Source organism: Bradyrhizobium sp. Pha-3, from assembly GCF_042258615.1.
GTDB lineage: Bacteria > Pseudomonadota > Alphaproteobacteria > Rhizobiales > Xanthobacteraceae > Bradyrhizobium.
In genome coordinates, this window is sequence record NZ_CP170152.1 from 2,011,698 (window position 1) to 2,037,496 (window position 25,799).

Consider the following 25,799-nt stretch of genomic DNA (forward strand, 5'->3'; position numbering starts at 1 on the left):
AGATCGCAGGTTGATGGGTCCCGGCTCTGCGGAGCAGCGCTAGCGCGCTGCACCGCGTCCGGGACATGAGGTAGATAGAATGTCCTCGATCGACGAATCCAAAACCTTCATCCCGCTCAACATCGCGGTGCTGACGATTTCCGACACCCGCTCGTTGGCGGATGACAAGTCGGGCACGACGCTCGCCGACCGTCTCACCGCGGCCGGCCACAAGCTCGCGGCGCGCGAGATCGTCACCGACGATGTCGAGGCGATCCGCGCGGTGATCCGGCGCTGGATCGCGGATCCCGGCGTCGATGCCGTCATCACCACCGGCGGCACCGGCTTTACCGGACGCGACGTGACGCCGGAGGCCGTCGAGCCGCTGTTCGAGAAGCGGATGGACGGCTTTTCGATCGCCTTTCACATGCTGAGCCATGCCAAGATCGGAGCATCGACGATCCAAAGCCGCGCCACCGCCGGTGTTGCGGGTGCGACCTATATCTTCTGCCTGCCCGGCTCACCCGGCGCCTGCCGCGACGGCTGGGATGGCATTTTGGCCGCGCAGCTCGACTACCGCACGCGGCCCTGCAATTTCGTCGAGATCATGCCGCGGCTGGACGAGCACCTGCGCCGCGCCAAGGCGAAGGGCGCGAGCGCGTAGCAATTCTCTCTCCACGCCATTCCGGGGCGCGCATGAACCCGGAATCTCAAAGGCTGAGCTTCCGTAGCCCGGATGGAGCGAAGCGAAATCCGGGGCAGTCTCTTCCGCGGTTCCCGGATTGCGCTTCGCTCCATCCGGGCTACGCAGTCCAGATTTCGCTAGCTCAAGCGCATGGAATGATGAGCTCGGCCGTCACGCGCCGCCCGGATTCGCGGCGCTGCGGCTTCACAACTCCAACTCCCACGTTTCCCCGACCAGGTCGACGCCAAAGCTGTGGTGCTTCTCTTCCTTGACCCGCTCAAAGCCGGCGCGGGCGTAGATGCCGCGCGCGGCGACCAAAATGCTTTGGGTCCACAGCGTCATCTTCCTGTAGCCCATCTCGCGCGCGGAGCGGACGCACTGGTCGACCAGCGCGCGGCCGACGCCGAGCCCGCGGGCCTTTTCCTCCACCGCCAGCAGCCGCAGCTTGGCGACCCCATCGCCGCCGTTGACCAGGAAGATCGAGCCGACCGGCTCGCCGTTGACCTCCGCGATCCAGCAATGCTCGCAGGTCGGATCGAACGATCGCAGGAACTGTGCGCAGATCTCGGCGACCAATGCCTCGTAGCTGATGTCCCAGCCATATTCCTCCGCGTAGGCGCGTCCCTGTTGCGAGATCACCCAGCCGATGTCGCCGACGCGATGACTGCGCAGCAGGAAACCCACCGGCTTCTCGGCCGGCGGCTCCAGCGACTGCTCGATCGTGCCCATTGCGCGCACCACGGCCGCGCGCCGGTTGCCGTCCATCTGCTTGAGCAGCGCCCCGACCTCGTTGCGCGAGCGGCGGTCGAGGTCGGCGGCAGCAGTGCGGCCCTTGGCGGTGAGGGCCACCTCGTTGACGCGCTTGTCGGCCTTTGACGGCTTGCGCGTCACGATCTGGCGGCGCTGTAGTGCTGCCAACGTGCGGCTGACGAAGCCGGCATCGAGGTCGAGATCGCGCACCAGGTCGGTCGCGGTGCATTGCTCGCGATGTGCGAGCTCGTAGATGATCCGCGCTTCCTGCAGCGTGAATGTCGAGTGCAAGAGCTTCGGCTCGATGATGCCGAGCTTGCGGGTGTAGAACCGGCTGAAGCCGCGGACCGCGGCGACCTGGCTCTCGAGGGCGGTGTCATGGGAATTTGATTTCATCAAACATATTATTTGACGGAATCAAATAAACCGCAAGTGCTTTCGTTAGGCCACCATGATCCGGCTGCGCAGCATGGTGCGGGAGGAGCGGCCGAGCCGGCGCAGCAGGCGCGCCTCGGAGCGGCGGGCGTCGGGCCGGTAGCCGCCGATCCGCTCGTAATGCTCGCGTGCGATCAGAAGACCCTGTTCGGCCGAGGGCCCGGCGATCATCCGGGCGACGAATTTGAGGCCGTCGCGCAGCCCGGGGTCGGTATAGGGCGCGCGGGCGTAGCGGAAGATGCCGGCGCGGTCCTTGCCGCTCGCCGCCACCATCTGGATGAACTGGGTGGTCTCCTCGATCCAGCCGGCGTCGAGCACCGCGCCCGGATGCAGGAACATCAGCCAGGGCGAACGCGCCTGCCTGGCGCCTGCCGCAAGCGCCGCGGCGCGGGTACCCTCGAAGCGCAGGAAGCCGCAGCCGGCGACGTCGGCAACGCGCTCCATCACGTCGCTGTTGGTGCGGTCGACCAGCAGCACCTCGCGGACGACGCCGGCGGCCGCGCCCGGCACCAGCGCCGCCAATGTTGCGACCGCGGTGCGCTCGACTCCGTCGGTGGGGATGATCACGCTCAGCATGATTTGAGGCTTCGCTGGCTCAAACGGTGGAGAAACTCCGGCCGTGTTATCACCTTGTCATATTCAAAGCAGCCTGTTCGCCTGCAGATTTTTACGCCATCACGTTGTGGATTTTCTTCCGTGATGTTCTTGATTTGTTCTTGGGTTGTGTTAGCTTCAAAACATGAGCCGAGCATCCTCTCATGCCCTCAAGCACCCGCCGGTAACGGCGCCCTCCGATAACCCGGCGGGTGCACCTTCACCTGTTCCTGCCCCTTTTCCCGAGCTTGCGGTCGCGATCGAGCGCGAGCGGCGGCGCGGCCGCGGCGCGCAGTCCAACGCCAGCGGCCGTTACGAGGCCGAGGCGCGGGTTGCCTTCGACGACGGATGGCAGAGCCTCGAAGACCTGCCGCCGTTTTCGACCAGCGTGGCGCTCGACACCTCGCGCAAGGTGATCACCCGCAACGACTCGCCCGATATCGGCTTCGACCGCTCGATCAATCCCTATCGCGGCTGCGAGCATGGCTGCGTCTATTGCTTCGCGCGGCCGACCCACGCCTATCTCGGCCTGTCGCCGGGGCTCGACTTCGAATCCAAGCTGTTCGCCAAGCCGGACGCGCCGGCGCTGCTCGAGAAGGAACTGGCGGCGTCCGATTACGAGGCGCGGATGATCGCGATCGGCACCAACACCGATCCCTATCAGCCGATCGAGCGCGAACGGAAAATCATGCGCGGCATCCTCGAGGTGCTCGAGCGCGCCGGGCATCCGGTCGGCATCGTGACCAAGTCGGCGCTGGTGACCCGCGACATCGACATCCTGGCGCGGATGGCCAAGCGCAATCTCGCCAAGGTCGCGCTCTCGGTGACGACGCTCGACCCGAAGCTCGCCCGCACCATGGAGCCGCGCGCCTCGACCCCGTCGAAGCGGCTCGAGGCGATCAAGCGGCTGGCGGATGCCGGTATCCCGACCACGGTGATGGTCGCGCCGGTGATCCCGGCGCTGAACGATTCAGAGATCGAGCGCATCCTCGATGCCGCCGTGCATGCCGGCGCCAGGGAGGCGAGCTACGTGCTGCTGCGGCTGCCGCTCGAGGTGCGCGATCTGTTCCGCGAATGGCTGATGGCGAACTATCCCGATCGCTATCGGCACGTCTTCACGCTGATCCGCGACATGCGCGGCGGCCGCGACTACGATTCGCAATGGGGCACAAGGATGAAGGGCACCGGACCGATGGCCTGGATGATCGGCCGCCGCTTCGAGATCGCCTGCGAAAAGCTCGGCCTCAACAAGCGGCGCACCAAGCTGACCACCGATCACTTCGCCAAGCCGAAGCGCAGCGGGCAGCAGCTGAGCTTGTTCTAGGTTGAACCCGTAGCCCGGATGCAGCCAACGGGTCGCGCGAACGCGCGCCCGATGACAGGCTCCGCGAAATCCGGGGTCTTGTGTCTGCGGCCAGAGCTTCCCGGATTGCGCTTCGCTCGATCCGGGCTACGAAGAAGAAGTCAAAACAGCGAGTGCCACCATGAGTAACCCCCCGACCGCCCGCTTCACCGTCCTCACGCTCGGCGTCAGCGACATGCGCGCCAGCATTGCCTTCTACGAGTCGCTCGGCTTCACCAGAAAGATGCGCGCGACCGGCGAGGAGGTTGCCTTCTTCGAGACCGGCGGCAGCGTGCTCGGGCTGTTCCCGTGGCATCTGCTCGCCGACGACGCCGGATTGCCCGATCAGCCGCGGCCTTCAGCGTTCCGCGGCGTTGCGATTGCCTGGAACTGTAACGACGATCCGGAGGTCGATCGCGTGATGGCATTCGCGCTGTCGAAAGGCGCGACATTGCTCAAGCCCGCGCAGCCGACGAGCTATGGCGGTTATTGCGGCTATTTCGGCGATCCCGATGGCCACGCCTGGGAAGTCGTGCGCGCGCCGGGCTTTGAGGTTCTCGAGAACGGTCGGGCGTCGATTCCGGATTAGAGCAAGCCGGATTGAATAGCGGGGAAGGGCGCCGGGTTCCCGGTTGCGCTGGGGAGCCGGCTTGATCACCATCCCCGCATGATTCGGGATAACTCCAAAAGCGCGTCAAAGACCACGCCGAAGAAGGCGCCGGCCAAATCAGCCAAGGCGGAGAAGCGCGTGATCGCCGTGACGCGGCCGAGCTTCCGGCGCGAGCGCGCGCTGATCAAGCGCGGCATCTGGCCGGTTGCCGGCTGCGACGAGGCCGGGCGCGGTCCGCTGGCAGGTCCAGTGGTCGCCGCCGCCGTGGTGCTGGACCCCAACCGCGTTCCCAAGGGCCTCGATGATTCCAAGCGGCTGACCGCCGAGCGGCGCGAGGAGCTGTTCGAAGAGATTTGCGCCACCGCTGCGTTCTCGGTCGCGGTGGCTTCGCCGGCGCGAATCGACCGCGACAATATCCTGCGCGCCTCGCTGTGGGCGCTGGCGCGCGCCGTCCATGCGTTGCCGGAAATGCCGAAGCACGTCTTCGTCGATGGCCGCGACAAGCTCGCCACGCCCTGCGACTGCGACGCCGTGATCGGCGGCGACGGCATCGTGGCCTCGATCGCGGCGGCCTCGATCATCGCCAAGGTGACGCGCGACCGCCTGATGTGCGCGCTGGCGCTGGATTGCCCGGGCTACGGTTTCGAGCAGCACAAGGGCTATGGCGTCCCCGAGCACCTCGAGGCGCTGGACCGGCTCGGCCCTAGCACCCATCACCGCAGCTTCTTCGCGCCGGTCGTCGCCGCGCGGCTGAAGCATTTCCCAGTCCCGGCCGAGCCCGACCTGTTCACGGCGGACGCCGAAACCGAAGCCGAGGCCTCCGCGGCCGCGTAGCTCGCACCGTCTCCAACCCACCCACCGCTGTCATCGCCCGACTCGCCGCCTCCGCTAAAGCTTCGGCGCGCCTGGGATCGCAGCCTCGTCGAAGCCTCGTCGGAGACGGGATCGGGCGATCCAGTATTCCAGAGACAGCTGTGCTTGAGCCTAGCCGCCGCGGCGTACTGGATGCCCCGCCTCCGCGGGGCATGACACCGGTATTTGACTTTGCACCGTGGACCCATCCGCCCGGTTGCCTCGACCGCCGCCGCCCGTTATCAAAACCCTCGGGATCAGATGGCGCCGCTGACGGGTGGCTGGGGCATTTCAGGCGTTTCATGCGGTTTACCTCCCTGGTTGTCGAACTGATTCGCGCCCGGCCGCGCCTCGTGGTGTGGGTCGTGGTGCTGGTGCAGGCGGCGATCTGGCTGTTCCTGCCGCTGATCTTCTACGGCAGCCCGCCCGGCAATCTCGCCACCGTCCTCGCCTTCGGCCGCGAATATCAGGTCGGCACCGACATGGGGCCGCCGTTGGCGTTCTGGCTCGCCGACATCGCCTTCCGCGCCGCCGGCAATCACATGTTCGGCGTCTATCTCCTCGCGCAGGTCTGCGAGATCGCAACCTTCATCGCCTTCTATCAGCTGGCGCGCGCTATCGTCGGCGGTCCGCAGGGCGTGCTGGCGGTGCTGCTGTCGATGACGGTCGTGGTGTTCTCCTCGCCAAGCGTCGAGTTCGGCCCGCTGATCCTGGCGCGCCCGCTGTGGGCGCTCCTGCTGCTGCATTCCTGGCAATTGATCGGGCAGAATCGGCGCGCCGCCTGGTTCGCCTGGTCGATCGACTGCGGCCTGCTGCTGCTGACGACGCCGGCGGCGATCGGCATGATCCTGCTCGTGGTCGGCTTTGCGCTCGCAACCGGGCGCGGGCGCCGCACGCTGCGCGCGGTCGATCCGCTCTATGCGCTGCTGGTCATCGTCGTGCTGGCGCTGCCCTACCTGATCTGGCTGGTCCGCGCCGATGTGCTGGCGCTGCCGGCCTTGCCCGCGGCTGCCGATCTCAAGGCGCGTGCGCTGCGCTGGGGTGTCGTGCTCGGCGGGCTGATCGTGGCGACCGCTGCGATCGTGCTGCTGGCGATCCTCAATTCGCGCTGGTTCGCCCGCGACCGTGAGGATGCCCCGATCATCTACCGTCCGCCGGTCAGTCCGCTGGCGCAGCACTTCGTCTATTTCTTCGCGTTCGCGCCGGCGATTGTGAGCAGCTTCGTCGCCGGGCTGTTCGATCTGGATCGTGCCTTCGGCGGCGCCGGCGTGGCGCTCCTGATGTCGGGGCTCGCGGTCGTCGTCGCGACCGGCGATCTGATCCATCTCAGGCGGCAGCGGCTGTTGCGCTCGGTGTGGGCCTTCGCCGTCGGCGCGCCCGCCGCGGTCGCGCTGGCGGCGGCGCTGTTCCTGCCCTGGACCAGCACCACCGAGGTGCCGACCTCGCTGCCGGCAGCCGCGATGGGACGCTTCTTCGACGACAGCTATGAACGTCGCACCAACCAGCGCCTGCGCGCGGTGGCAGGCGACCCGGAGCTGGCCAGCCTGATTGCGATGAACGGGCGCCGTCCGCATCTTTTGCTCGACGCCGCGCCGCCGCGGACGCCCTGGCTGTCGGTCGCAAAATTCAACGAGACCGGCGGCGTCGTGGTCTGGCGCGCGCAGGACACCGCCGGCACGCCGCCGCCTGAACTCGCGCACCGCTTCCCTGGCCTCGTGCCGGAAGTGCCGCGCTCGTTCGACCGGCTGGTCAATGGCCGGCAGCCGGTGCTGCGGATCGGCTGGGCGATCGTGCGGCCGAAGGGGTAAGGATTTCATCCAGAGCCGTAGCCCGGATGGAGCAAACGGGGCGCGCGTTCGCGCGACCCGTTGGCTCCATCCGGGCTACGAAGCCGTCGCGGCTTGCAACACCTTCGCGATCGCGCGCAAATCCTGCCACGACAATCTCTTGTACGACGGCGAGCGCAACAGATAGGCCGGATGGAAGGTGGCGACGGCGCGGATCGTGCGCGTGCCGGTGTCGTAGTCGATCCATTTGCCGCGCGTGCGCATGATGCCCTCGCGCGTGCCGAGCAGTGCCTGCGTCGAGGGATTGCCGAGCGTCACCAGCACGTCGGGATTCACCAGCTCGATATGGCGCTGGATGAAGGGCAGGCACACCTGCGTCTCCTGCGGCGTCGGCGTGCGGTTGCCCGGCGGCCGCCACGGGATGACGTTGGCGATATAGGCCTTGCTGCGGTCGAGCCCGATCGCCGCGATCATGCGGTCGAGCAGCTTGCCGGAGCGGCCGACGAACGGCAGTCCCTCGATGTCCTCGTCGCGGCCCGGCGCCTCGCCGACGAACATCACGCGCGCCTGTGGATTGCCATCGGCGAACACCAGCCGGGTCGCGGTGTGCTTCAGCGCGCAGCCGTCGAATGTCTCCATCAGTCCACGCAGCGCCTCCAGCGTCGGCGCGGTGCGTGCGGCCTCGCGCGCGGAGGCGATCGCGGCGTCCGGCGCGATGGTGATTTCGCTGCGCGGAACGGCCGGCATCGGTGGCGGGCGCAGCGGATTGAGTGCAGCTGGTGGACGCGGCGCGGCGGGGGCGGGAACTGGCTCGGGTTCTTCCAGTCGGTTGATCGGCTCGTCGCCAAGCGCGCAATCGACCCCGGCCTCGAGGTAAAAGGCGAGCAATTGCTGCAGTGTAGGGGGGGGCTCGGGCGTCAGGGCCATGATCGGCGCAATCTAGAGCATGGCGGAGAAAAGTGGAGGCTCGATTTCGGAAAAGATTATTCTCTTGAGGTATCCGGGCCGTGCAAAGCCATGGGAGCGCAATTCCGTGGTTGTCCTTCCGCCAAAAATCGGAAACAACGACTTTTGAAAAGCTTAGAAGCGTTCTCAATGGGCTGAGACCAGGATCATGAGTGCTGAAGACCTTCCCCCGCGCGAGTCTATGGAATTCGATGTCGTCATCGTCGGCGCCGGCCCCTCGGGCCTGTCGGCCGCGATCCGGCTGAAGCAGCTCAATCCCGAGCTCTCGATCGTCGTGGTGGAGAAGGGCTCCGAGGTCGGCGCGCACATCCTGTCGGGTGCGGTGATCGATCCGGTCGGGCTCGACAAGCTCGTTCCGGATTGGCGCGAGGATGCCGACTGTCCGTTGAAGACGCAGGTCAAGGAAGACCGCTTCTACTGGACGACGTCGCAAGGCTGGTTCCGCATTCCGAACTTCATCATGCCGCCGCTGATGCACAATCATCACAACTACATCGGCTCGCTCGGCAATGTCTGCCGCTGGCTGGCGCCGAAGGCGGAGGCGCTCGGCGTCGAGATCTATCCGGGCTTTGCCGCCGCTGAAGTGCTCTATGACGACAAGGGCGCGGTGCGCGGCATCGCGACCGGCGACATGGGCATCGCCAAGGACGGCAGCCACAAGGATTCCTACACTCGCGGCATGGAGCTGCTCGGCAAGTACACGCTGTTCGCCGAAGGCGCGCGCGGCTCGCTGTCGAAGCAGCTGATCGCGAAGTTCAAGCTCGACGCCAACTCCGAGCCGCCGAAATTCGGCATCGGGCTGAAGGAGGTCTGGCAGATCGATCCGGCCAAGCACCGCAAGGGACGGGTTCAGCATACGCTGGGATGGCCGCTGAACGACAAGACCGGCGGCGGCTCGTTCCTCTATCACTACGACGACAACCGCGTCGCGGTCGGCTTCGTCGTGCATCTGAACTACAACGACCCGTATCTGTCGCCGTTCGACGAATTCCAGCGCATGAAGACGCATCCCGATATCCGCGAGCTGTTCGAAGGCGGCAAGCGGCTCGCCTATGGTGCGCGCGCCATCACCGAGGGCGGCTATCAGTCGGTGCCGCGGCTCTCTTTCCCGGGCGGCGCGCTGATCGGCTGCGCGGCCGGCTTCGTCAACGTCCCGCGCATCAAGGGCGTCCACAATGCCATGGGCTCCGGCATGCTCGCCGCCGAGCACGTCGCGGCCGCGCTCGGCGCCGGTCGCGCCAATGACGAGCTCGTCGAGTATGAGAATGCCTGGCGCTCGTCCGCGATCGGCAAGGACCTGTTCAAGGTCCGCAACGCCAAGCCGCTGCTGTCGAAGTTCGGCAACCTGCTCGGAATGGCGCTCTCCGGCTTCGACATGTGGTGCAACACGCTCGGCTTCTCGCTGTTCGGCACCCAGTCGCACGCCAAGCCCGACCGCAAGACGCTCGATCCGTCGAAGCAGCACCAGCCGATCGCCTATCCGAAGCCGGACGGCAAGATCTCGTTCGACAAGCTGTCGTCGGTGTTCCTGTCCAACACCAACCATGAGGAGGACCAGCCGGTCCATCTCAAGGTCGCCGACATGAACCTGCAGAAGACGTCGGAGCACGACGTGTTCGCGGGTCCCTCCAACCGCTATTGCCCGGCCGGTGTCTATGAGTGGGTCGAGGAATCGGCAGGCCCGCGCTTCCAGATCAACGCCCAGAACTGCGTCCACTGCAAAACCTGCGACGTGAAGGACCCCAACGGCAACATCACCTGGGTTCCTCCGGAGGGCGGTGGCGGTCCGAACTACGAGGCGATGTAAGGCCAAGGGTACGGCTGATGCGGCCGACCACATTTGCGTGAGGTAAATTCCGTCTGTGCCGCAACCTGCGCTTTGCCTCTCCCCTTGTGGGAGAGGCAAAGGCCGCCTTTTGGCGGCCGTTTCTTAAGAACGCCGAAGCTTTGCTTCGGCTACGTTGCATCGACAGATGCAATCCGGCTGAGGGGTACCGGTCCATCGAGGGACTTCGATCGACGGATAGACCTGAACCCCTCACCCGGAATTCAAGCTTTCGCTTGAATTCCGACCTCTCCCACAAGGGGAGAGGTGGAACTGGCCGCGTGGCGAGCCTCCCGAGGCGCTTTTTGCTTCCACAGGCGAATATGCCGGGGCCGGTCACGATACCGCCATAGTGCGAGGGTCTTGCGGTGGGGCTGGCTGGATCGGCGGCCTAACGGCCTAATCTGCCAATCGATTCGGCATGGGTTACCTTTGGGCGATCCTTGCGGATAAACGCCAAAAGCGGCATTGTCGCTCGCCGTGATGCCGCCGCTTGGGTTCGCATTTTGAGACTGATCGCAAGACCTTGTCGCGAAGATCTTGGCCGTAAATCCTTCGTGGCCTTAAACCCCTGGAGCAAGGCGACCGTGATGCTGTCCACCCGTTTCAACCGCCTGACGATTGCCGTTCTTGCTGCCGCGGCGCTTGCCGTACCTGCGCAGCTGTCGGCGCAGACGCCCGACCATCCGACCGACAATACCGCGCAATTCCCGAGCAAGACCGACCTGAAGTCGCTGACCACCGCCGGCAGCTATCTCGCCGCCCGCCACGCCAGTGTCGAGCGCGATGCGGCCTCCGCCGCGGCGTTCTACCGCTCGGCGCTGCGCACCGATCCGAAGAATTCCGAGCTGCTCGACCGCGCCTTCATCTCCTCGCTCGCCGACGGCGACATCGACGAGGCGGTGAAGCTCGCCGACCGCATCCTGACCCAGGACAAGGCCAACCGCGTCGCGCGCCTCGTCGTCGGCGTGCGCGACCTCAAGCTGAAGAAATACGCCGCCGCGCAGTCCAACATCAACCAGTCGGTCCGCGGTCCGATCACCGACCTGGTGGCGACGCTGCTGTCGGCCTGGGCGGCCTATGGCGCCGGCGACAGCAAGGGCGCGGTCGCCTCGATCGACAAGCTGACCGGCCCCGAATGGTATCCGATCTTCAAGGATCTGCATGCCGGCATGATCTACGAGCTGTCCGGCAAGGAGAAGGATGCCGGCGCCCGCTTCGAGAAGGTCTACAAGCTCGACGATTCGATGCTGCGCACGGTCGACGAATATGCGCGCTGGACCTCGCGCAACAAGGATGCCGCTGCCGCGACCGCGATGTACGAGGCCTTCGACAAGAAGCTGCCGCGCCATCCGCTGGTGCTGGAGGGCATCAAGGAGACCAAGGCTGGCAAGAAGCTGCCGCCGCTGATCGATTCACCGCAGGCCGGCGCCGCCGAGGCGCTTTACGGCATCGGCGCGACGCTGACCCGCCGCGGCGGCGAGGACCTCGCGTTGGTCTATCTGCAGCTCGCGCTCTATCTCCAGCCGAACCATCCGCTGGCGCTGCTGTCGCTCGCCGATCTCTATGAATCGGTGAAGAAGCCGCAGATGGCGATCAAGGTCTATGAGCGGATGCCGGCGTCCTCGCCGCTGAAGCGCAATGCGCAGATCCAGCTCGCGACCAACCTCGACGCCGCCGACCGCAGCGACGAGGCGATCAAGATCCTCAAGGAAGTCACATCCGATCAGCCGAAGGACGTCGAGGCGATTCTCGCGCTCGGCAATATCGAGCGCGGCCGCAAGAAGTTCGCCGACTGCGCCACCACCTATTCGAAGGCGATCGACGCGCTGCCGGCCGCCGGCGGCGACAAGAACGCCTGGGTCACCTATTACTACCGCGGCATTTGCGAGGAGCGCTCCAAGCAGTGGAACAAGGCCGAGGCCGATATGCGCAAGGCGCTCGAGCTGCAGCCCGAGCAGCCGCATGTGCTGAACTATCTCGGCTATTCCTGGATCGACCAGGGCATCAACCTCGACGAAGGCATGAAGATGATCAAGCGTGCCGTCGATCAGCGCCCTGACGACGGCTACATCGTCGACTCCCTCGGCTGGGCCTATTACCGGATCGGCAATTACGACGAGGCGGTGAAGAACCTCGAGCGCGCGATCGACCTCAAGCCGGAAGATCCGACCATCAACGACCATCTCGGTGACGCCTACTGGCGCGTCGGCCGCACGCTGGAAGCCAAGTTCCAGTGGGCGCATGCGCGCGACCTCAAGCCCGAGCCGGAAGAGCTGCCGAAGATCCAGGCCAAGATCGACAACGGCCTGCCGGACGACACCTCGAACGCCGCCTCCGCCGACAAGAAGAAGGACGACGACGGCAAGGGCGGCTAGGGCTCGCGGGTGCGGCAAACTCGGTGTCGTCCCTGCGAAAGCAGGGACCCATAACCACCGATGATTATTGTTGCAGACCGCCCGAACGACGAATCCCGTTCACAACTTCCGCCGCGGAGTATGGGTCCCTGCTTTCGCAGGGACGACGGCGGTGGATGCGGCGCTTGGGCCGGGCTACCCTTGGAATTTCCGTGCAAACAAAGGGATAGGATCGTGAGGCGATTTACGCTAATCGCAACACGATCTTTGTTCTTTTAGGGGTTTATCGCCGTGCCGGCGCTGATTGAAGAAGGGCGTGCCAAGGTCAACCTGACGCTGAAGGTTGTCGGGCGGCGCGTCGATGGGTTTCACGACCTGGAGAGCGTCGTCGCGTTTGCCGATTGCGCCGATCGTCTCACGCTCGAGCCGGGGCCCGAGCTGTCGCTCTCGATGCTGGGGCCGCTCGCCGATGCCTGCGGCGATACCTCGGACAATCTGGTGCTCAAGGCCGCGCGCCTGCTCGGCGAGCGCGTCGCGGACCTCGAGGTCGGCCACTTCACGCTGGAGAAGGTGTTGCCCGTTGCGGCCGGCATCGGCGGCGGCTCGGCGGATGCCGCGGCTGCGCTGCGGCTGTTGGCGCGGCTCAACGAACTCTCGCTCGACGATAGCAGGATCATGGAGGTCGCGCTGCAGACCGGCGCCGACGTGCCGGTATGCGTCGCCTCGCGCGCCTGCGACATGACCGGCGTCGGCGAGGGCCTGCTGCCGCTCGACCTGCCGAAAATGCCGTGCGTGCTGGTCAATCCGCGCGTGCCGGTTGCGACCAAGGATGTCTTCAATGCACTCGGCCTGCGCCATGGCGAGCTCTTGATCGGCGCCACCGATGTCGTGATGCAGGCGTCGTCCTGGCCGGACGCCGGTCGCGCGGTCGACGACTGGATCGCGGCGCTTTCGCGCGGCACCAACGATCTCGAAGCCCCTGCCGCGCGCATCGAGCCCGTCATCAGCGACGTCTTGCTCGCGCTGCGCGAGACCAGGGCCGTTCGCCTGGTGCGCATGTCGGGCTCCGGCGCGACCTGCTTTGCCGTGTTCGGAACCGATACCGACGCCCAGACCGCCGGCGAAAAACTCCGCGCCGCGCATCCCGGCTGGTGGGTGCATGCCGGCACGCTGAGCTAAGGTTTCCCTCCGCCGTCATTCCGAGGCTCGCGCCAAGAGGCGCGCCCTCAGGTGCGCAATTGCGCACTCAAGGTCCGGACAAATGATGTCGCGAGAGTGCGAAGCTGCGTCCCCATCTTCAGCTGTCATCGCCCGGCTCGATGTTCAGGCCCGGCGATGACACCGAGATGAAGTACGCAATGACGGTGCGTCGTTATCGCGCGAGAACCACCCTCATCGTCGTCCTGGCGAAAGCCAGGACCCATTACCCCGAATGAGCATTGTTGCGCGATACTGGGGCAACGATCCCATTCATCACCAACTGCGGTGGTTATGGGTCCTGGCTTTCGCCAGGACGACGTTGTGGGCGTGGCCATGGTGCTGCCCACCACCTCAACGCCGGGCAGCGTTGCGCCCCTGATTGCTTGGCAAGCCAAACCCCGTTTGCCATAACAGGATGAAACAACAGCGTTGCGCATGCGGGACCGTTCGGAATCCGCCAGCAGCCAATGAGCCGGGAGGATGCCATGGCCAATGTCCGAGTTCTTGCCACCGATCTCGAGTTTCCCGAAGGTCCTGTCGTCATGCCCGACGGTTCGGTCGTGCTGGTCGAAATCCGCGGCCAGCGACTGACCCGGGTCTATCCCGACGGGCGCAAGGAGATCGTCGCCAAGGTGCCGGGCGGCCCGAACGGCGCGGCGCTTGGCCCCGACGGCAAGATGTACATCTGCAACAATGGCGGCTTCTCCTGGATTCCGACCCGCAACATGATCATGCCGGGACCGCAGCCGGAGGATTATCTCGGCGGTTCGATCCAGCGCGTCGATCTGCAATCCGGCAAGGTCGAGACCGTGGTGACGAAGTGCGGCGAGCACGAGTTGCGCGGGCCGAACGATCTGGTGTTCGACAGACAGGGCGGCCTGTGGTTTTCCGATCTCGGCAAGCGCCGCGCCCGCGAGATGGATGTCGGCGCATTCTATTATCTGAAGCCCGGCATGAACGAGATCGTCGAGGCCGTGCACGGCATCCTGCCCGCCAATGGTATCGGCCTGTCGCCGGACGAGAAGACCGTCTACATCGCCGAGACGCCGACGGCGCGGCTGTGGGCCTATGAGGTGTCCGAGCCCGGCACCATCAAGCCGCGCGACGTGATCTATCGCGGCGAGCGCGGCAAGCCGATCGCGGGCCTCGGCGGCTACCAGATGTTCGATTCGCTCGCCGTCGAAGCGTCAGGCAATGTCTGCGTCGCGACACTGATCTCGGGCTGCATCTCGGTGATCACGCCTGACGGCACCCTGGTCGAGCAGGTGCCGACCGGCGACCGCGTCACCACCAACATCGCGTTCGGTGGTCCGGATCTGAAGACCGCTTACATCACGCTGTCGGGCAAGGGCGAACTGATCGCGATGGACTGGTCGCGGCCCGGATTGCCGCTGAATTTTCTGAATAAATGATGCGCTCGCCGTCATTGCGAGGAGCCCGCGACAAAATTGCAAAGCAATTTTGCGCTGAAGCGACGAAGCAATCCATCCCTCCACATATGCGGATAGATGGAGTGCTTCGCTTCGCTCGCAATGACGATTAGGGTGAGACCCGCTTCTACGTAGAGGATATTCGAATGCCCTGGCTTGAACCGGTCACCCTTCGCGGCGCGCATGCGCGGCTCGAACCGCTGTCCCATGACCATCGCGACGGTCTCGTCGACGCGGTGAAGGACGGTGGTCTGTCGAACCTCTGGTACACCGCCATTCCGCAGCCGGAGAACATGGCCAAGGAGATCGACCGTCGGCTCGGTCTGCAAGCGGCCGGATCGATGCTGCCGTTCACGGTGTTCGATGCCGATGGCCGGATCTCCGGCATGACGACCTACATGAACGTCGACACGCCGAACCGCCGCGTCGAGATCGGCTCGACCTGGTACGCCAAGCGTGTGCAGCGCAGCGCGGTCAACACGCAGTGCAAACTGCTGCTGCTGCAACATGCCTTCGAGAAGCTCGATTGCATCGCGGTCGAGTTCCGCACCCATTTCTTCAATCACCAGAGCCGGCGCGGCATCGAGCGCCTGGGTGCGAAGCAGGATGGCATCTTGCGCAGCCATCAGATCGCGCCCAACGGCACGTTGCGCGACACCGTGGTTTACAGCATCATCGCCAGCGAATGGCCGACGGTGAAGGCGCATCTCGACTATCAACTCAACGAAAAGCCGCGCTGACACGTTGGTCGGCGCCAGAAGCGAGACGATGGAAACGTTCGATTATGTGATCATCGGCGCAGGCTCCGCCGGGAGCGTGCTGACCAACCGGTTGAGTGAAGACGCAGGCACCAGGGTGTGCGTGCTCGAGGCGGGGCCGAGCGACTGGCATCCCTACATCCATCTGCCGGCCGGCTTCATCAAGACCTTCCACATGAAGAGCGTGAACTGGGCCTACCAGCAGGAGGTGGGTCCCTACACCGGCGGCCGCAGCATCTACGCGCCGCGCGGCAAGACGCTCGGCGGCTCGTCCTCGATCAACGGCCACATCTACAACCGCGGCCAGCGCCAGGATTTCGACACCTGGGCGCAACTCGGCAATCGCGGCTGGGGCTATCCCGACGTGCTGCCGTACTTCCGGCGCATGGAGAGAAGGATCGGCGAGGGCGACGACACCTATCGCGGCCGCGACGGCAATCTCACCGTCACCACGATGGACTGGCAGGATCCGCTCTGCGAGGCCTTCATGGCGGGCGCGGTCAGCCTCGGCATTCCGCGCAATCCTGACTACAACGGTCAGATCCAGGAGGGCGTGTCGTATTGCCAGCGCACCATCCTGAACGGCCGCCGGGTCAGCGCCGCGACCGCGTTCCTGCATCCGGCGCGGAAGCGGCCGAATGTCGATGTGCGCACGCATGCCCATGTCACCGGCATCATCTTCGAGGGCAAGCGCGCGGTCGGCGTGCGCTACAACCGCGGCGGCAAGCACGGCGATCCGCTCGATATCCGCGCCACCAAGGAGGTCATCCTCTCCGGCGGCGCCTACAACTCGCCGCAGCTGTTGCAGCTGTCCGGCGTCGGCTCGCCCGATCTGTTGCAGTCGCATGGCATCGAGGTGCGCCACGCGCTGCCGGGTGTCGGTGAAGGATTGCAGGATCACTACGCGCCGCGCTCGGTGGCGCGGGTCAAGAACATCAGGACCATCAACGAGCTGCGCCGCGGCTTCAGCCTGTGGGGCGAGGCGATCAAATGGGCGACGACGCGGCGCGGGCTGCTGTCGCTGTCGCCCACCATGGTCTACTGCTTCTGGCATTCCGGCGAAACCACCGAGAGCTCAGACCTCCAGCTCACCTTCACGCCGGCGAGCTACAAGGAAGGCGTGCAGGGCCAGCTCGAGGACGAGCCCGGCATGACGGTGGCCTCATGGCAGCAGCGGCCGGAGAGCCGCGGCTATGTCCGCATCCGCTCCGCCGATCCGTTCGCGCCGCCGATCATCCAGACCAACTATCTCGCCGAGGAGATCGACCGCCGCGTCGTCGTCGCCGGTATGAAGCTGGCGCGCCGGCTGCTCGCCTCCGAGCCGCTCAAGCCGTATTTCGCCTATGAGGACTTTCCGGGTCCGAAGGTCACGAGCGACGAGGAGCTGCTCGCGGCGGCGACCCAGCGCGGCACCACCACCTTCCATCCCGGCTGCAGCTGTCGGATGGGGCCGGCCGACGCGCCCTGGGCCGTGGTCGACGACCAGCTTCGGGTCCATGGCATGGAGGGCCTGCGCGTGATCGACGCCTCGATCATGCCGCGGATGATCTCGGCCAACCTCAACGCCTCGACCCTGATGATCGCCGACAAGGCCTCCGACATGATCCGCGGCAAGCAGCCCGAGGCGGCTGCGAAACTGCCGGACTATGCGTGAGGGAAAGCTGTGTGCGCCGATGCTTCTTGATCAGCGCGCTGTGTCTAACACCGTCATGCTGCGGAGGCCGCGAAGCGGCCGTCTCGAAGCGCGACGGCCCGACTGGGGCCGTGCATCCTTCGAGACGCGCTACGCGCTCCTCAGGATGACGGGACTGCTATCAGGAGCTCAGCCGTAGATGAACGCCTTGTCCTCGAGGTCGATCGCCGGGAATTCGTCCTTCTCGGCCCAGTAGTCCTGGTTGTGCTGCCACTCCGGCTTGTCGCCGCGCTTCGGCAACAGGTGCATGCCGCGCATCATGTAGCCGGGGTTGAAGTTTTCCGGATCGATCCAGGGCAGCAGCGGCATGTTGTGGTCTTCGGGGCGCAGCGCCGGCGTCACTTTCTTCACGCCGGTTGCCTTCATGTGCTTGATCATGCGGCAGACGAAGTCGCCGACCAGGTCGACGCGCAAGGTCCAGCTGGCGCGGAAATAGCCGAACACCCAGACGAGGTTCGGCACGCCGGTGAACATCATGCCGCGATAGGTCACGGTGTCCTTGAAGTCGAGCTGCTTGCCGTCGATTGCGAAGTCGATGCCGCCATTGGCGGACAGGTGGAAGCCGGTCGCGGTGATGATGATGTCGGCCTCGAGCTCCTTGCCGGACTTGAGCAGGATGCCCTTCTCGGTGAAGCGGTCGATCTCGTCGGTGACGACGGAGGCCTTGCCGCCCTTGATGGCGTGGAACAGGTCGGCATCCGGAATGAAGGCGATGCGCTGCCGCCAGGGCCGGTAGCGCGGCGTGAAGTGGGTGGCGATGTCGTAGTCCTTGCCGAGGACGGCCTCGACCGCCGCCAGCAGGTCCTTCTTGGCGCCCTCGGGCTCGGCGAAGGTCCGCCTGGTGAAGGCGTCCTGCTCGAACAGGATCTTGCGGCGGGTGATCTCGTGGATCCAGTGCTCGTCGACCTGCAGCCGGCGCAGCTCCTCGGCGATCTCGATCGCGTTGCGGCCGGTGCGGAAATAGGTCGGCGAGCGCTGCAGCATGGTGACGTGGCCGGCGTCCTTGGCCATCGCCGGGATCAGGGTCGCGGCCGTTGCGCCGGAGCCGATCACGACCACGCGCTTGCCCTTGTAGTCGAGGTCGTCGGGCCAGGTCTGCGGATGCACGACCGTGCCCTTGAACTTCGCCATGTCGGTCCATTCGGGCGTATAGCCCGCGTCGTGGCGGTAGTAGCCCTGGCACATCCAGAAGAAGTTGGTGGTGAAGCGCAGCTGCTCGCCGGTGTCGATGCGGACAGCATCGATGGTCCAGAGGTTGGTCTCGTTCGACCACTCCGCCGCCGTGATGGTGTGGCGATAGCGGATGTGGCGGGCGAGATCGTTCTCGTCGATCACCTCGCCCATGTATTTCAGGATCTCGGCCGCGCTGGCGATCGGTGCGCTGGTCCACGGCTTGAAGCGATAGCCGAAGGTGTGCAGGTCGCTGTCGGAGCGGATGCCGGGATAGCGGTGCGTCGACCAGGTGCCGCCGAAGGTCTTCTGCGTCTCCAGCACCACGAAGCTGGTGCCCGGGCATTGCGTGGTGAGGTGGTAGGCGGCGCCGACGCCGGAGATGCCGGCGCCCGCGATCAGGACGTCGAAATGCTCGGTCGTGACGGGCTCGGCGGCGCGGATTTGGGTCTGGACGTTCATCTTCCCTGGTCTTCTTATTGGTTGGAATGGGTAAGCGAAGCGCCGGAGCGAATGCCCCGGCGTTTGCGTGAACTAGACTTCGCGGCGGCTGAGGAACGCCAGCCGCTCGAACAGGTGCACGTCCTGCTCGTTCTTGAGCAGCGCGCCGTGCAGCGGCGGGATCAGCTTGCGCGGATCGCGCTCGCGCAGCATCTCGGGCGTGATGTCTTCGTTCAGCAGCAGCTTGAGCCAGTCGAGCAGCTCGGAGGTCGAGGGCTTCTTCTTCAGGCCCGGCACCTCGCGGACCTCGAAGAAGATCCGCAGCGCCTCTTCCACCAGCCGCTTCTTGATGCCGGGGAAGTGCACGTCGACGATCTTGTTCATGGTGTCGGCGTCGGGGAACTTGATGTAGTGGAAGAAGCAGCGGCGCAGGAAGGCGTCCGGCAGTTCCTTCTCGTTGTTCGACGTGATCATCACGATCGGGCGCAGCTTCGCCTTGATGGTCTCGCCGGTCTCGTAGACGTGGAACTCCATACGGTCGAGTTCGAGCAGCAGGTCGTTCGGGAATTCGATGTCGGCCTTGTCGATCTCGTCGATCAAGAGCACCGGGCGCTTCTCGTGGGTGAAGGCCTCCCACAGCTTGCCGCGCTTGATGTAGTTCTTGATGTCGGACACCCGCGCGTCGCCAAGCTGGCTGTCGCGCAGGCGCGACACCGCGTCGTATTCGTAGAGGCCCTGCTGCGCCTTGGTGGTCGACTTGATGTGCCAGGTCAAAAGCGGCGCGTCGATCGCCTTGGCGACTTCCTCGGCCAGCACGGTCTTGCCGGTGCCGGGCTCGCCCTTCACCAGCAGCGGGCGCTCGAGCACGATGGCGGCATTGACGGCGACCTTGAGGTCATCGGTGGCGACGTAGTCCTTGGTACCCGTGAATTTCATCTATCTGGTTGCCTTGTTTCGTTCGTTGGCCGCATGGGTCTCACCTTGGGCCTCAACATGAAACGACCGCTCTCGCAGCGGCCGTTGGAGATGCAAATTTTTCGATCACGCTCGTCTGATCATCGATACGATCACCAGCACGATGCAAGCGCCGATCGTCGCGTTGAGGATGTCGCGGATCGCGCTGCCGCCGAGGCCGACGCCGAGGCGAGGCAGCAGCCAGCTTGCCACCAGCGCGCCGATGATGCCGACAACCATGTTGCCGATCAGCCCGAAGCCCGCGCCGCGCACGATCAGCCCAGCGAGCCAGCCGGCAATCGCACCGATCACCAGTGCCGCAATGATGCCCATTCAAACGTCCTGCCCAATGTCTTGTCAGGCGCAATTGTAATTGAAAAAGCCGGGCGGTCTAGGGCGGATTCCGCAGCGCAGCGGTACCCTGAACGGCGTGGCACGCATGGAATGTCGACCGTCATGTTTCCGCCGCGCGGAATGACCGCCGCACGGTTACGGGGTGCGGCGTCGTTGGGTGGACCCCGCAAGACATGGCGCAAGGGGCCAAATCAAGGCGGATCGCCCGTCTCGGCATGGCTCGGCCCCTTGACGCCACCGGTCCAGCGGGCGATCTAGGTGAGTATGTTCCTGCAGTTCTTCACATCGCTGCGCGACGCCCAGGTCCCCGTGACGCTACGGGAATATCTGACCTTGATGGAAGCGCTTGACGCCGATCTCGCCGAACAGACCGTCGAGAACTTCTACTATTTGTCGCGCGCCGCCCTGGTGAAGGATGAGCGCAATCTCGACAAGTTCGACCGGGTGTTCGGCACCGTGTTCAAGGGGCTCGAGAGCCTGCTCGATGCTATGGGCAAGGCGGAGATCCCCGAAGAGTGGCTGAAGAAGCTCGCCGAGAAATATCTCACCGAGGAAGAGAAGAAGCAGATCGAGGCCATGGGCTGGGACAAGCTCATGGAGACCTTGAAGAAGCGGCTCGAGGAACAGAAGGGCCGTCACCAGGGCGGCAGCAAGTGGATCGGCACCGCCGGCACCTCGCCGTTCGGCGCCCACGGCTATAATCCCGAGGGCGTGCGGATCGGGCAGGAGAAGAACCGCAACAACCGCGCCGTGAAGGTGTGGGACAAGCGCGAGTTCAAGGACCTCGACGGCAATGTCGAGCTCGGCATCCGCAACATCAAGGTCGCGCTGCGGCGGCTGCGCAAGTTCGCGCGCACCGGCGCGCCCGACGAGCTCGACCTCGACACCACGATCAAGGAGACCGCCAACCACGGCTATCTCGACGTGCACATGCGCCCCGAGCGGCGCAACGCGGTCAAGGTGCTGGTGTTCTTCGATATCGGCGGCTCGATGGATTCCCATATCGAGCAGGTCGAGGAACTGTTCTCGGCCGCCAAGAGCGAATTCAAGCACATGGAATATTTCTACTTCCACAACTGCCTCTATGAAGGCGTCTGGAAGCAGAACAAGCGGCGCTTCACCGATCGTACGCCGACCTGGGACGTGCTGCACAAGTATCCGCACGACTACAAGGTGGTGTTCGTCGGCGACGCCTCGATGTCGCCTTACGAGATCATGGTGCCCGGCGGCTCGGTCGAGCATGTCAACGAGGAGGCCGGCTCGGTCTGGCTCGACCGCATCACCCGCACCTATCCGCATGCGGTGTGGCTCAATCCGGTGGCGCAGAAGCACTGGGACTATTCGGAATCGACCACCATCATCCGCCGCCTGTTCTCCGAGCGCATGTATCCGATCACGATCGAGGGTCTGGAAAACGCGATGCGGGAGCTGGTGCGGTAACCAATCCTGTCATTCCGGACGGTCCGCAGGACCGATCCGGAATCTCGAGCTGATGAAATTCGATCGAGATTCCGGGTTCGATGCTGTCGCACCATCCCGGAATGACGAACAACAAGAAGCCAGGGAGAGCCCCATGCCCCAGAACATCCACCGCGGCATCAAGGTGATGATCGACGAGGCCAATGCCGAGATCGAGACCATCAGCGCGGCCGATGCGATCACGCTGATCGGCAAGAACGACGTCGTGATCGTCGACATCCGCGATCCCCGCGAGATCGAGCGTGACGGCAAGATCCCCGGCGCATTCTCCTGCACGCGCGGCATGCTCGAGTTCTGGATCGATCCGAACAGCCCCTACGCCAAGCCGATCTTCCAGGAAGACAAGAAGTTCATCTTCCACTGCGCCGGCGGCCTGCGCTCGGCACTCGCCGCCAAGACCGCAAAGGACATGGGCCTGAAGCCGGTCGCGCATATCGGTGGCGGCTTCGCCGCCTGGCGCGAGGCGGGCGGTCCGATCGAGGCGTGGGAGCCGAAGAAGAAGAGCTGAGCAAGATGTCACACGCGGGCTTGCCGCCTTCGCTAAGAAGCTTCGGCGGCCACTTCACCGAGAGCCCGGCGAAGCCTTTTGCGTAGCCGGGACCCGCGTGTCCATCGTTTCGAAGCAGGATGGATTGCCGGATCAAGTCCGGCAATGACGATGGAGAGACACGCAAGATGACGACCACCGACGATCCGCTCGTTTCGACCGAATGGCTGGCTGCGCATCTCGGCGACGCCAACATCAAGGTGCTCGACGCGACCTTCAAGCTGCCCGGCGTGCTGCCGCTGCCGAAGGACGATTATCTCGCCGCGCATCTGCCCGGCGCCGTGTTCTTCGACGTCGATGCGGTGTCCGATCATGCCAATCCGCTGCCGCACATGTTTCCGAGCGCCGAGCAGTTCGGCCGCGACATCGGCGGGCTCGGCGTCAGCAACGCCGACACCGTCGTGATCTATGACGCCGGCGGGTGGGTCGCCGCGCCGCGCGCCTGGTGGATGTTCCTGTCCTATGGCCACCGCAACGTGCGCATCCTCAACGGCGGCCTGAAGAAGTGGCGCGCCGAGGGCAGGGCGGTCGAGAGCGGCGAGGTAAAGCCGAAGCCCGCGACCTTCAAAGCGAGCTACGATCCGAAGCGCGTGCGCAGCATCGAGCAGATGATCGCCAACGTCGAAAGCCGGGCCGAGCAGGTGATCGATGCGCGCGCCGCAGATCGCTTCGAGGGCCGCGCGGCTGAGCCGCGGCCGGGCATTCGCGCGGGCCACATCCCGGGCGCCCGCAACGTGCCCTACAACCAGCTGTTCGATGCCGCGACCGGCGAGATGAAGCCGCTCGATGATCTGCGCAAGTCGTTCAGCGGTGCCGGCGTCAAGCTCGACGCGCCGATCGTGACGAGCTGCGGCTCCGGCGTTTCAGCCGGCGTGCTGACGCTTGCGCTGTACCGGCTCGGCGTCACCGACACCGCTCTCTATGACGGCTCGTGGTCGGAATGGGGACAGGCGAGCGGCCCGCCGATCGCGACGGGGCCGGCCTGAGAAATACCTTCTAGTGTGCTGAATGCGAAGTTAGTGCGATTTCGCGGCAGCCGCTTTCACGAACTTCGCATTCATAAAGCACACTAGAATCATAAGTTTGCTAGTGTCCTTATCGAATCCGAAGTTCGCTCCGAAGGTGCGGCGAATGATACGAACTTCGGATTCGGGACACTAGCGCCGGGTGAGCGGCACCAGGGTGGGATTGCCGAACGGGTCGAGCTGAACGGCTTGCCGCACCGGTGGCGCGTGGACAATCCGCCGGCGCTCCTTGCGATGTGCCCGCTTGCTGGTCGCGTTGCGCTCCGGCTTCTTCGCCGCGGTGGCCTTCGGCGCGGCCGGTGCTTCGACGACAACTTCGGGTCCACCCAGTGTCGCGATCCTGGTCGCGGCGGCGATCGCCTCGGGTGACGGCGGAGGAGCGGGCTCCGGCGCAGCCATCGCTGGTGCCGGTGCGGCGAGCGCGGGTTCGCTGGGTGCGGCAGGCGGATCGGCCAGGGCTACGACCTTGGCCTCGGCTGGCGCCGGTGCCGCTTCCGTGGAAACCGGAGCGGGCTGCGATGCCGGCGAGGGATCCGCGGCGGGGGCCTGCGGAGCGACCTCGGCGGACTGCGCCGGTGCCGGCGGCTCTACGGCCTGAGGTTCTGGCTTGGGCAGGGCGGCAGGGGACGAATCATCCGCCTTTACCGCTGCGACCTTCTCCGGCTCGGCAGCAGGCGTGGCTTCGGCGGGAGCAGCCGGCTCGGACGCGGCGACTGGCTCGGACGGCGTCGAGGGCGCCGGACTGTCGGCCGTCGTCCTGTCCGAGGCTGATGGCTCGACCCGCACCATGGCGAGCACCGGTGGCGATTCGGGCTGCTGCGCGAACTGCGGCTCGGGCGGGGCCCGGCGGGCCGGAATGCTGGCGAATTCCTCATGCGCCGCGCGAAACAGCGCGGCTGCCCCTAACCCGAACACCAGAAGCGACGTGGCCAGCACGATTGCGGCGAACAAGAATCGAAGGCCGGGGAGCATGGGCGCGGGTTCCCCCTTCTGCGGGAGGGTCTTTGATGTCGAGGGAACGCGGTGACCACACAAAAGAGCCGGGGTCGCGAGCGCGAATCAGGCCGATTCGAAGATATCGCAACCCCCGGAGACTGTTTGTTACAAAATGCGCGTGATTGATGACTTTGGGCAGGTGGACAAACATTCCCGACCCATGAGACATCTTTGCCGCAGCGTTGACGGCAAATCACAAATGCCCGAAACGGCCGGGATTTCGCGGATTTGTCTTGAATGCGCCGCTATCTTCCTGCATTGGGCCGTTAACAGTCCGGTGTGGCTTGGGGACTATAACAGAGCAATGATGATCAACCGCATTCTGACGATTTGCGCTGCCGCGGCTCTCGGCGTGGCGGGAACCTCGCTTGCGCATGCGCAGCAGGGCTATCCGGCTCCCCAGGGCCCGGCCTATTCGGCCGCGCCGCAGCCCTACCCGCAGGGCAACATGCCGGACTTCGACTCGCTCGACGATGAAGATGCGCCGCGCAATTCGGCCGCGCTGCCGCCGCCCGGCCCGGTGATGTCGCCGGATGACCCGCGCTATGGTCGCCCGATGAATGCGCCGGTCTATTCGGATCGTGGTGCGCCGTCCGGTCCCGTGATGTCGCCGGACGATCCGCGCTACGGCCGTCCGATGAATTCTCAGCCGGTCTATTCCGACCGCGGTGCGCCGACGGGTCCGGTGATGTCGCCCGATGATCCCCGCTATGGCCGGCCGATGGGGCCGCCGCCGGTGATCTATGGCGATCGTCCGGGCGCACAGCAGGCCAATCGGGACAATGGCGTTCCGGCCGCCGGCGTGTCCTATGGCGACGACCGCGGCGGCATGCGTCCGCCCGAGGGCGTGACCGGAGCCGTGCCGCAGCAGCAGGCGCCGGTCGATGCCAATGGCAAGCCGGTGCAGATCGCGGCGCTGCCGCCGGACGAACAGCCGGAAGACGGCACGGCGCAACTGGCCCCCAATCTGCGTCGCCAGGAAGTGGCGTTCGCGACCAAGGAGCCGGCCGGCACGATCGTCGTCGATACGCCGAACACCTACCTCTATTACATCCTGGGCAATGGCCGGGCGATCCGTTACGGCGTCCGCGTCGGCCGCGACGGCTTCACCTGGACCGGCGTGCAGAAGATCACCCGCAAGGCCGAGTGGCCGGATTGGCATCCGCCGACCGAGATGATCGAGCGTCAGCCGTATCTGCCGCGCTTCATGGCCGGCGGACCCGGCAACCCGCTCGGCGCCCGCGCGATGTATCTCGGCTCGACCGTGTATCGCATTCACGGCACCAATCAGCCGTCGACCATCGGCAAGTTCGTCTCGTCCGGCTGCATCGGCATGCTGAACGAGGACGTCTCGGACCTGTTTGAACGCGCCAAGGTCGGCACCCGCGTGGTTGTGCTGCCCGGCGGCGCAGCCCCGGGCACGACGACGGCGTCCGCCGCGCCGCCGCCCAACCCGATGGCCCCCGCGCCGACGCAGGCCCAGGCCGCGCCGCTGCCCGGCACGCAGCCGACCTCGGTGCAGCCGCTGCCCGCGCCGGTCACGGTGCGCTAGGCCAACCGGCAAACTCAT

General features: G+C 65.4%; 22 protein-coding genes. 15 read left to right on the forward strand and 7 right to left on the reverse strand.

The annotated features are described in order from the left end of the window. The first annotated feature begins 79 nt into the window (after positions 1-79). A complete protein-coding gene (moaB, locus tag ACE10Z_RS09410; protein WP_375787674.1) occupies positions 80-643 on the forward strand; it encodes a molybdenum cofactor biosynthesis protein B in 564 nt (187 codons plus the stop codon). Positions 644-868: 225 nt separating this feature from the next. Here the strand turns inward: moaB and ACE10Z_RS09415 are convergent, their stop codons facing one another. Together ACE10Z_RS09415 and ACE10Z_RS09420 are read right to left on the reverse strand one after the other, a co-directional pair. Then, positions 869-1,810: a GNAT family N-acetyltransferase gene (locus ACE10Z_RS09415; RefSeq protein ID WP_375787675.1), complete on the reverse strand. Its 942-nt coding sequence runs from the start codon at positions 1,808-1,810 to the stop codon at positions 869-871. 45 nt (positions 1,811-1,855) lie between these two features. Beyond that, entirely contained in the window at positions 1,856-2,425 is a 570-nt protein-coding gene (locus tag ACE10Z_RS09420; protein ID WP_375787676.1) for a glycosyl transferase, read from the reverse strand. Between the two features lie 163 nt (positions 2,426-2,588). On the opposite strand from ACE10Z_RS09420, the gene ACE10Z_RS09425 reads away from it, so the two are divergent. From ACE10Z_RS09425 to ACE10Z_RS09440, 4 genes are all read left to right on the forward strand, one after another. Beyond that, positions 2,589-3,767 (forward strand): PA0069 family radical SAM protein, encoded by a 1,179-nt coding sequence (locus ACE10Z_RS09425; protein WP_375787677.1) that lies wholly within the window; start codon positions 2,589-2,591, stop codon positions 3,765-3,767. 160 nt (positions 3,768-3,927) lie between these two features. Further along, positions 3,928-4,374 (forward strand): VOC family protein, encoded by a 447-nt coding sequence (locus ACE10Z_RS09430; protein ID WP_375787678.1) that lies wholly within the window; start codon positions 3,928-3,930, stop codon positions 4,372-4,374. Positions 4,375-4,452: 78 nt separating this feature from the next. Further along, the gene (locus ACE10Z_RS09435) at positions 4,453-5,229 is read left to right on the forward strand and encodes a ribonuclease HII (RefSeq protein ID WP_375787679.1); all 777 of its coding nucleotides are present in this window, start codon (positions 4,453-4,455) and stop codon (positions 5,227-5,229) included. 320 nt (positions 5,230-5,549) lie between these two features. Continuing rightward, positions 5,550-7,055, forward strand: a complete 1,506-nt coding sequence (locus tag ACE10Z_RS09440; RefSeq protein ID WP_375787680.1) for a glycosyltransferase family 39 protein — start codon at positions 5,550-5,552, stop codon at positions 7,053-7,055. Between the two features lie 75 nt (positions 7,056-7,130). On the opposite strand, the gene ACE10Z_RS09445 is transcribed toward ACE10Z_RS09440, so the two are convergent. Continuing rightward, positions 7,131-7,955, reverse strand: a complete 825-nt coding sequence (locus tag ACE10Z_RS09445) for a uracil-DNA glycosylase family protein (protein WP_375789790.1) — start codon at positions 7,953-7,955, stop codon at positions 7,131-7,133. 193 nt (positions 7,956-8,148) lie between these two features. Here ACE10Z_RS09445 and ACE10Z_RS09450 point away from each other — a divergent pair, with 193 nt between their 5' ends. The 6 genes from ACE10Z_RS09450 to ACE10Z_RS09475 all read left to right on the forward strand — a co-directional run bounded on the left by ACE10Z_RS09450 (position 8,149) and on the right by ACE10Z_RS09475 (position 17,224). Continuing rightward, the gene (locus tag ACE10Z_RS09450; protein WP_375787681.1) at positions 8,149-9,807 is read left to right on the forward strand and encodes an electron transfer flavoprotein-ubiquinone oxidoreductase; all 1,659 of its coding nucleotides are present in this window, start codon (positions 8,149-8,151) and stop codon (positions 9,805-9,807) included. Between the two features lie 608 nt (positions 9,808-10,415). Further along, positions 10,416-12,203 carry a tetratricopeptide repeat protein gene (locus ACE10Z_RS09455; protein WP_375787682.1) on the forward strand — a complete coding sequence of 596 codons (1,788 nt, stop codon included), beginning with the start codon at positions 10,416-10,418 and terminating at the stop codon, positions 12,201-12,203. 270 nt (positions 12,204-12,473) lie between these two features. Further along, positions 12,474-13,361, forward strand: coding sequence for a 4-(cytidine 5'-diphospho)-2-C-methyl-D-erythritol kinase (locus tag ACE10Z_RS09460; RefSeq protein WP_375787683.1), 888 nt, complete (start codon positions 12,474-12,476; stop codon positions 13,359-13,361). Positions 13,362-13,867: 506 nt separating this feature from the next. Beyond that, positions 13,868-14,794, forward strand: a complete 927-nt coding sequence (locus ACE10Z_RS09465) for an SMP-30/gluconolactonase/LRE family protein (RefSeq protein ID WP_375787684.1) — start codon at positions 13,868-13,870, stop codon at positions 14,792-14,794. 164 nt (positions 14,795-14,958) lie between these two features. Continuing rightward, positions 14,959-15,552 (forward strand): GNAT family N-acetyltransferase, encoded by a 594-nt coding sequence (locus ACE10Z_RS09470; RefSeq protein ID WP_375787685.1) that lies wholly within the window; start codon positions 14,959-14,961, stop codon positions 15,550-15,552. Positions 15,553-15,580: 28 nt separating this feature from the next. Then, a complete protein-coding gene (locus ACE10Z_RS09475; protein ID WP_375787686.1) occupies positions 15,581-17,224 on the forward strand; it encodes a GMC family oxidoreductase in 1,644 nt (547 codons plus the stop codon). Positions 17,225-17,392: 168 nt separating this feature from the next. Here the strand turns inward: ACE10Z_RS09475 and ACE10Z_RS09480 are convergent, their stop codons facing one another. The 3 genes from ACE10Z_RS09480 to ACE10Z_RS09490 all read right to left on the reverse strand — a co-directional run bounded on the left by ACE10Z_RS09480 (position 17,393) and on the right by ACE10Z_RS09490 (position 20,161). Beyond that, positions 17,393-18,895, reverse strand: a complete 1,503-nt coding sequence (locus ACE10Z_RS09480) for a flavin-containing monooxygenase (protein WP_375787687.1) — start codon at positions 18,893-18,895, stop codon at positions 17,393-17,395. Positions 18,896-18,967: 72 nt separating this feature from the next. Further along, positions 18,968-19,810 carry a MoxR family ATPase gene (locus ACE10Z_RS09485; protein ID WP_092124583.1) on the reverse strand — a complete coding sequence of 281 codons (843 nt, stop codon included), beginning with the start codon at positions 19,808-19,810 and terminating at the stop codon, positions 18,968-18,970. 105 nt (positions 19,811-19,915) lie between these two features. Next, the gene (locus tag ACE10Z_RS09490; RefSeq protein WP_092124584.1) at positions 19,916-20,161 is read right to left on the reverse strand and encodes a GlsB/YeaQ/YmgE family stress response membrane protein; all 246 of its coding nucleotides are present in this window, start codon (positions 20,159-20,161) and stop codon (positions 19,916-19,918) included. Positions 20,162-20,446: 285 nt separating this feature from the next. On the opposite strand from ACE10Z_RS09490, the gene ACE10Z_RS09495 reads away from it, so the two are divergent. From ACE10Z_RS09495 to sseA, 3 genes are all read left to right on the forward strand, one after another. Next, complete coding sequence (locus ACE10Z_RS09495) at positions 20,447-21,622, forward strand: VWA domain-containing protein (protein ID WP_050632069.1); 1,176 nt, start codon at positions 20,447-20,449, stop codon at positions 21,620-21,622. Positions 21,623-21,755: 133 nt separating this feature from the next. Continuing rightward, positions 21,756-22,169, forward strand: coding sequence for a rhodanese-like domain-containing protein (locus ACE10Z_RS09500; RefSeq protein WP_375787688.1), 414 nt, complete (start codon positions 21,756-21,758; stop codon positions 22,167-22,169). A gap of 167 nt (positions 22,170-22,336) precedes the next feature. Then, positions 22,337-23,194, forward strand: coding sequence for a 3-mercaptopyruvate sulfurtransferase (gene sseA, locus ACE10Z_RS09505; protein ID WP_375787689.1), 858 nt, complete (start codon positions 22,337-22,339; stop codon positions 23,192-23,194). Between the two features lie 171 nt (positions 23,195-23,365). On the opposite strand, the gene ACE10Z_RS09510 is transcribed toward sseA, so the two are convergent. Next, positions 23,366-24,205, reverse strand: coding sequence for a hypothetical protein (locus tag ACE10Z_RS09510; protein WP_375787690.1), 840 nt, complete (start codon positions 24,203-24,205; stop codon positions 23,366-23,368). A gap of 328 nt (positions 24,206-24,533) precedes the next feature. On the opposite strand from ACE10Z_RS09510, the gene ACE10Z_RS09515 reads away from it, so the two are divergent. Continuing rightward, positions 24,534-25,781: a L,D-transpeptidase family protein gene (locus ACE10Z_RS09515; RefSeq protein WP_375787691.1), complete on the forward strand. Its 1,248-nt coding sequence runs from the start codon at positions 24,534-24,536 to the stop codon at positions 25,779-25,781. The last annotated feature ends 18 nt before the right edge of the window (positions 25,782-25,799 follow it).

Excerpts from the sequence above, each read along its gene's own strand:
- moaB (WP_375787674.1), top strand. The coding sequence starts at position 80 with ATGTCCTCGATCGACGAATCCAAAACCTTCATCCCGCTCAACATCGCG.
- ACE10Z_RS09415 (WP_375787675.1), bottom strand. The coding sequence starts at position 1,810 with ATGAAATCAAATTCCCATGACACCGCCCTCGAGAGCCAGGTCGCCGCG.
- ACE10Z_RS09420 (WP_375787676.1), bottom strand. The coding sequence starts at position 2,425 with ATGCTGAGCGTGATCATCCCCACCGACGGAGTCGAGCGCACCGCGGTC.
- ACE10Z_RS09425 (WP_375787677.1), top strand. The coding sequence starts at position 2,589 with ATGAGCCGAGCATCCTCTCATGCCCTCAAGCACCCGCCGGTAACGGCG.
- ACE10Z_RS09430 (WP_375787678.1), top strand. The coding sequence starts at position 3,928 with ATGAGTAACCCCCCGACCGCCCGCTTCACCGTCCTCACGCTCGGCGTC.
- ACE10Z_RS09435 (WP_375787679.1), top strand. The coding sequence starts at position 4,453 with ATGATTCGGGATAACTCCAAAAGCGCGTCAAAGACCACGCCGAAGAAG.
- ACE10Z_RS09440 (WP_375787680.1), top strand. The coding sequence starts at position 5,550 with ATGCGGTTTACCTCCCTGGTTGTCGAACTGATTCGCGCCCGGCCGCGC.
- ACE10Z_RS09450 (WP_375787681.1), top strand. The coding sequence starts at position 8,149 with ATGAGTGCTGAAGACCTTCCCCCGCGCGAGTCTATGGAATTCGATGTC.
- ACE10Z_RS09455 (WP_375787682.1), top strand. The coding sequence starts at position 10,416 with ATGCTGTCCACCCGTTTCAACCGCCTGACGATTGCCGTTCTTGCTGCC.
- ACE10Z_RS09465 (WP_375787684.1), top strand. The coding sequence starts at position 13,868 with ATGGCCAATGTCCGAGTTCTTGCCACCGATCTCGAGTTTCCCGAAGGT.
- ACE10Z_RS09470 (WP_375787685.1), top strand. The coding sequence starts at position 14,959 with ATGCCCTGGCTTGAACCGGTCACCCTTCGCGGCGCGCATGCGCGGCTC.
- ACE10Z_RS09475 (WP_375787686.1), top strand. The coding sequence starts at position 15,581 with ATGGAAACGTTCGATTATGTGATCATCGGCGCAGGCTCCGCCGGGAGC.
- ACE10Z_RS09480 (WP_375787687.1), bottom strand. The coding sequence starts at position 18,895 with ATGAACGTCCAGACCCAAATCCGCGCCGCCGAGCCCGTCACGACCGAG.
- ACE10Z_RS09485 (WP_092124583.1), bottom strand. The coding sequence starts at position 19,810 with ATGAAATTCACGGGTACCAAGGACTACGTCGCCACCGATGACCTCAAG.
- ACE10Z_RS09490 (WP_092124584.1), bottom strand. The coding sequence starts at position 20,161 with ATGGGCATCATTGCGGCACTGGTGATCGGTGCGATTGCCGGCTGGCTC.
- ACE10Z_RS09495 (WP_050632069.1), top strand. The coding sequence starts at position 20,447 with ATGTTCCTGCAGTTCTTCACATCGCTGCGCGACGCCCAGGTCCCCGTG.
- ACE10Z_RS09500 (WP_375787688.1), top strand. The coding sequence starts at position 21,756 with ATGCCCCAGAACATCCACCGCGGCATCAAGGTGATGATCGACGAGGCC.
- sseA (WP_375787689.1), top strand. The coding sequence starts at position 22,337 with ATGACGACCACCGACGATCCGCTCGTTTCGACCGAATGGCTGGCTGCG.
- ACE10Z_RS09510 (WP_375787690.1), bottom strand. The coding sequence starts at position 24,205 with ATGCTCCCCGGCCTTCGATTCTTGTTCGCCGCAATCGTGCTGGCCACG.
- ACE10Z_RS09515 (WP_375787691.1), top strand. The coding sequence starts at position 24,534 with ATGATGATCAACCGCATTCTGACGATTTGCGCTGCCGCGGCTCTCGGC.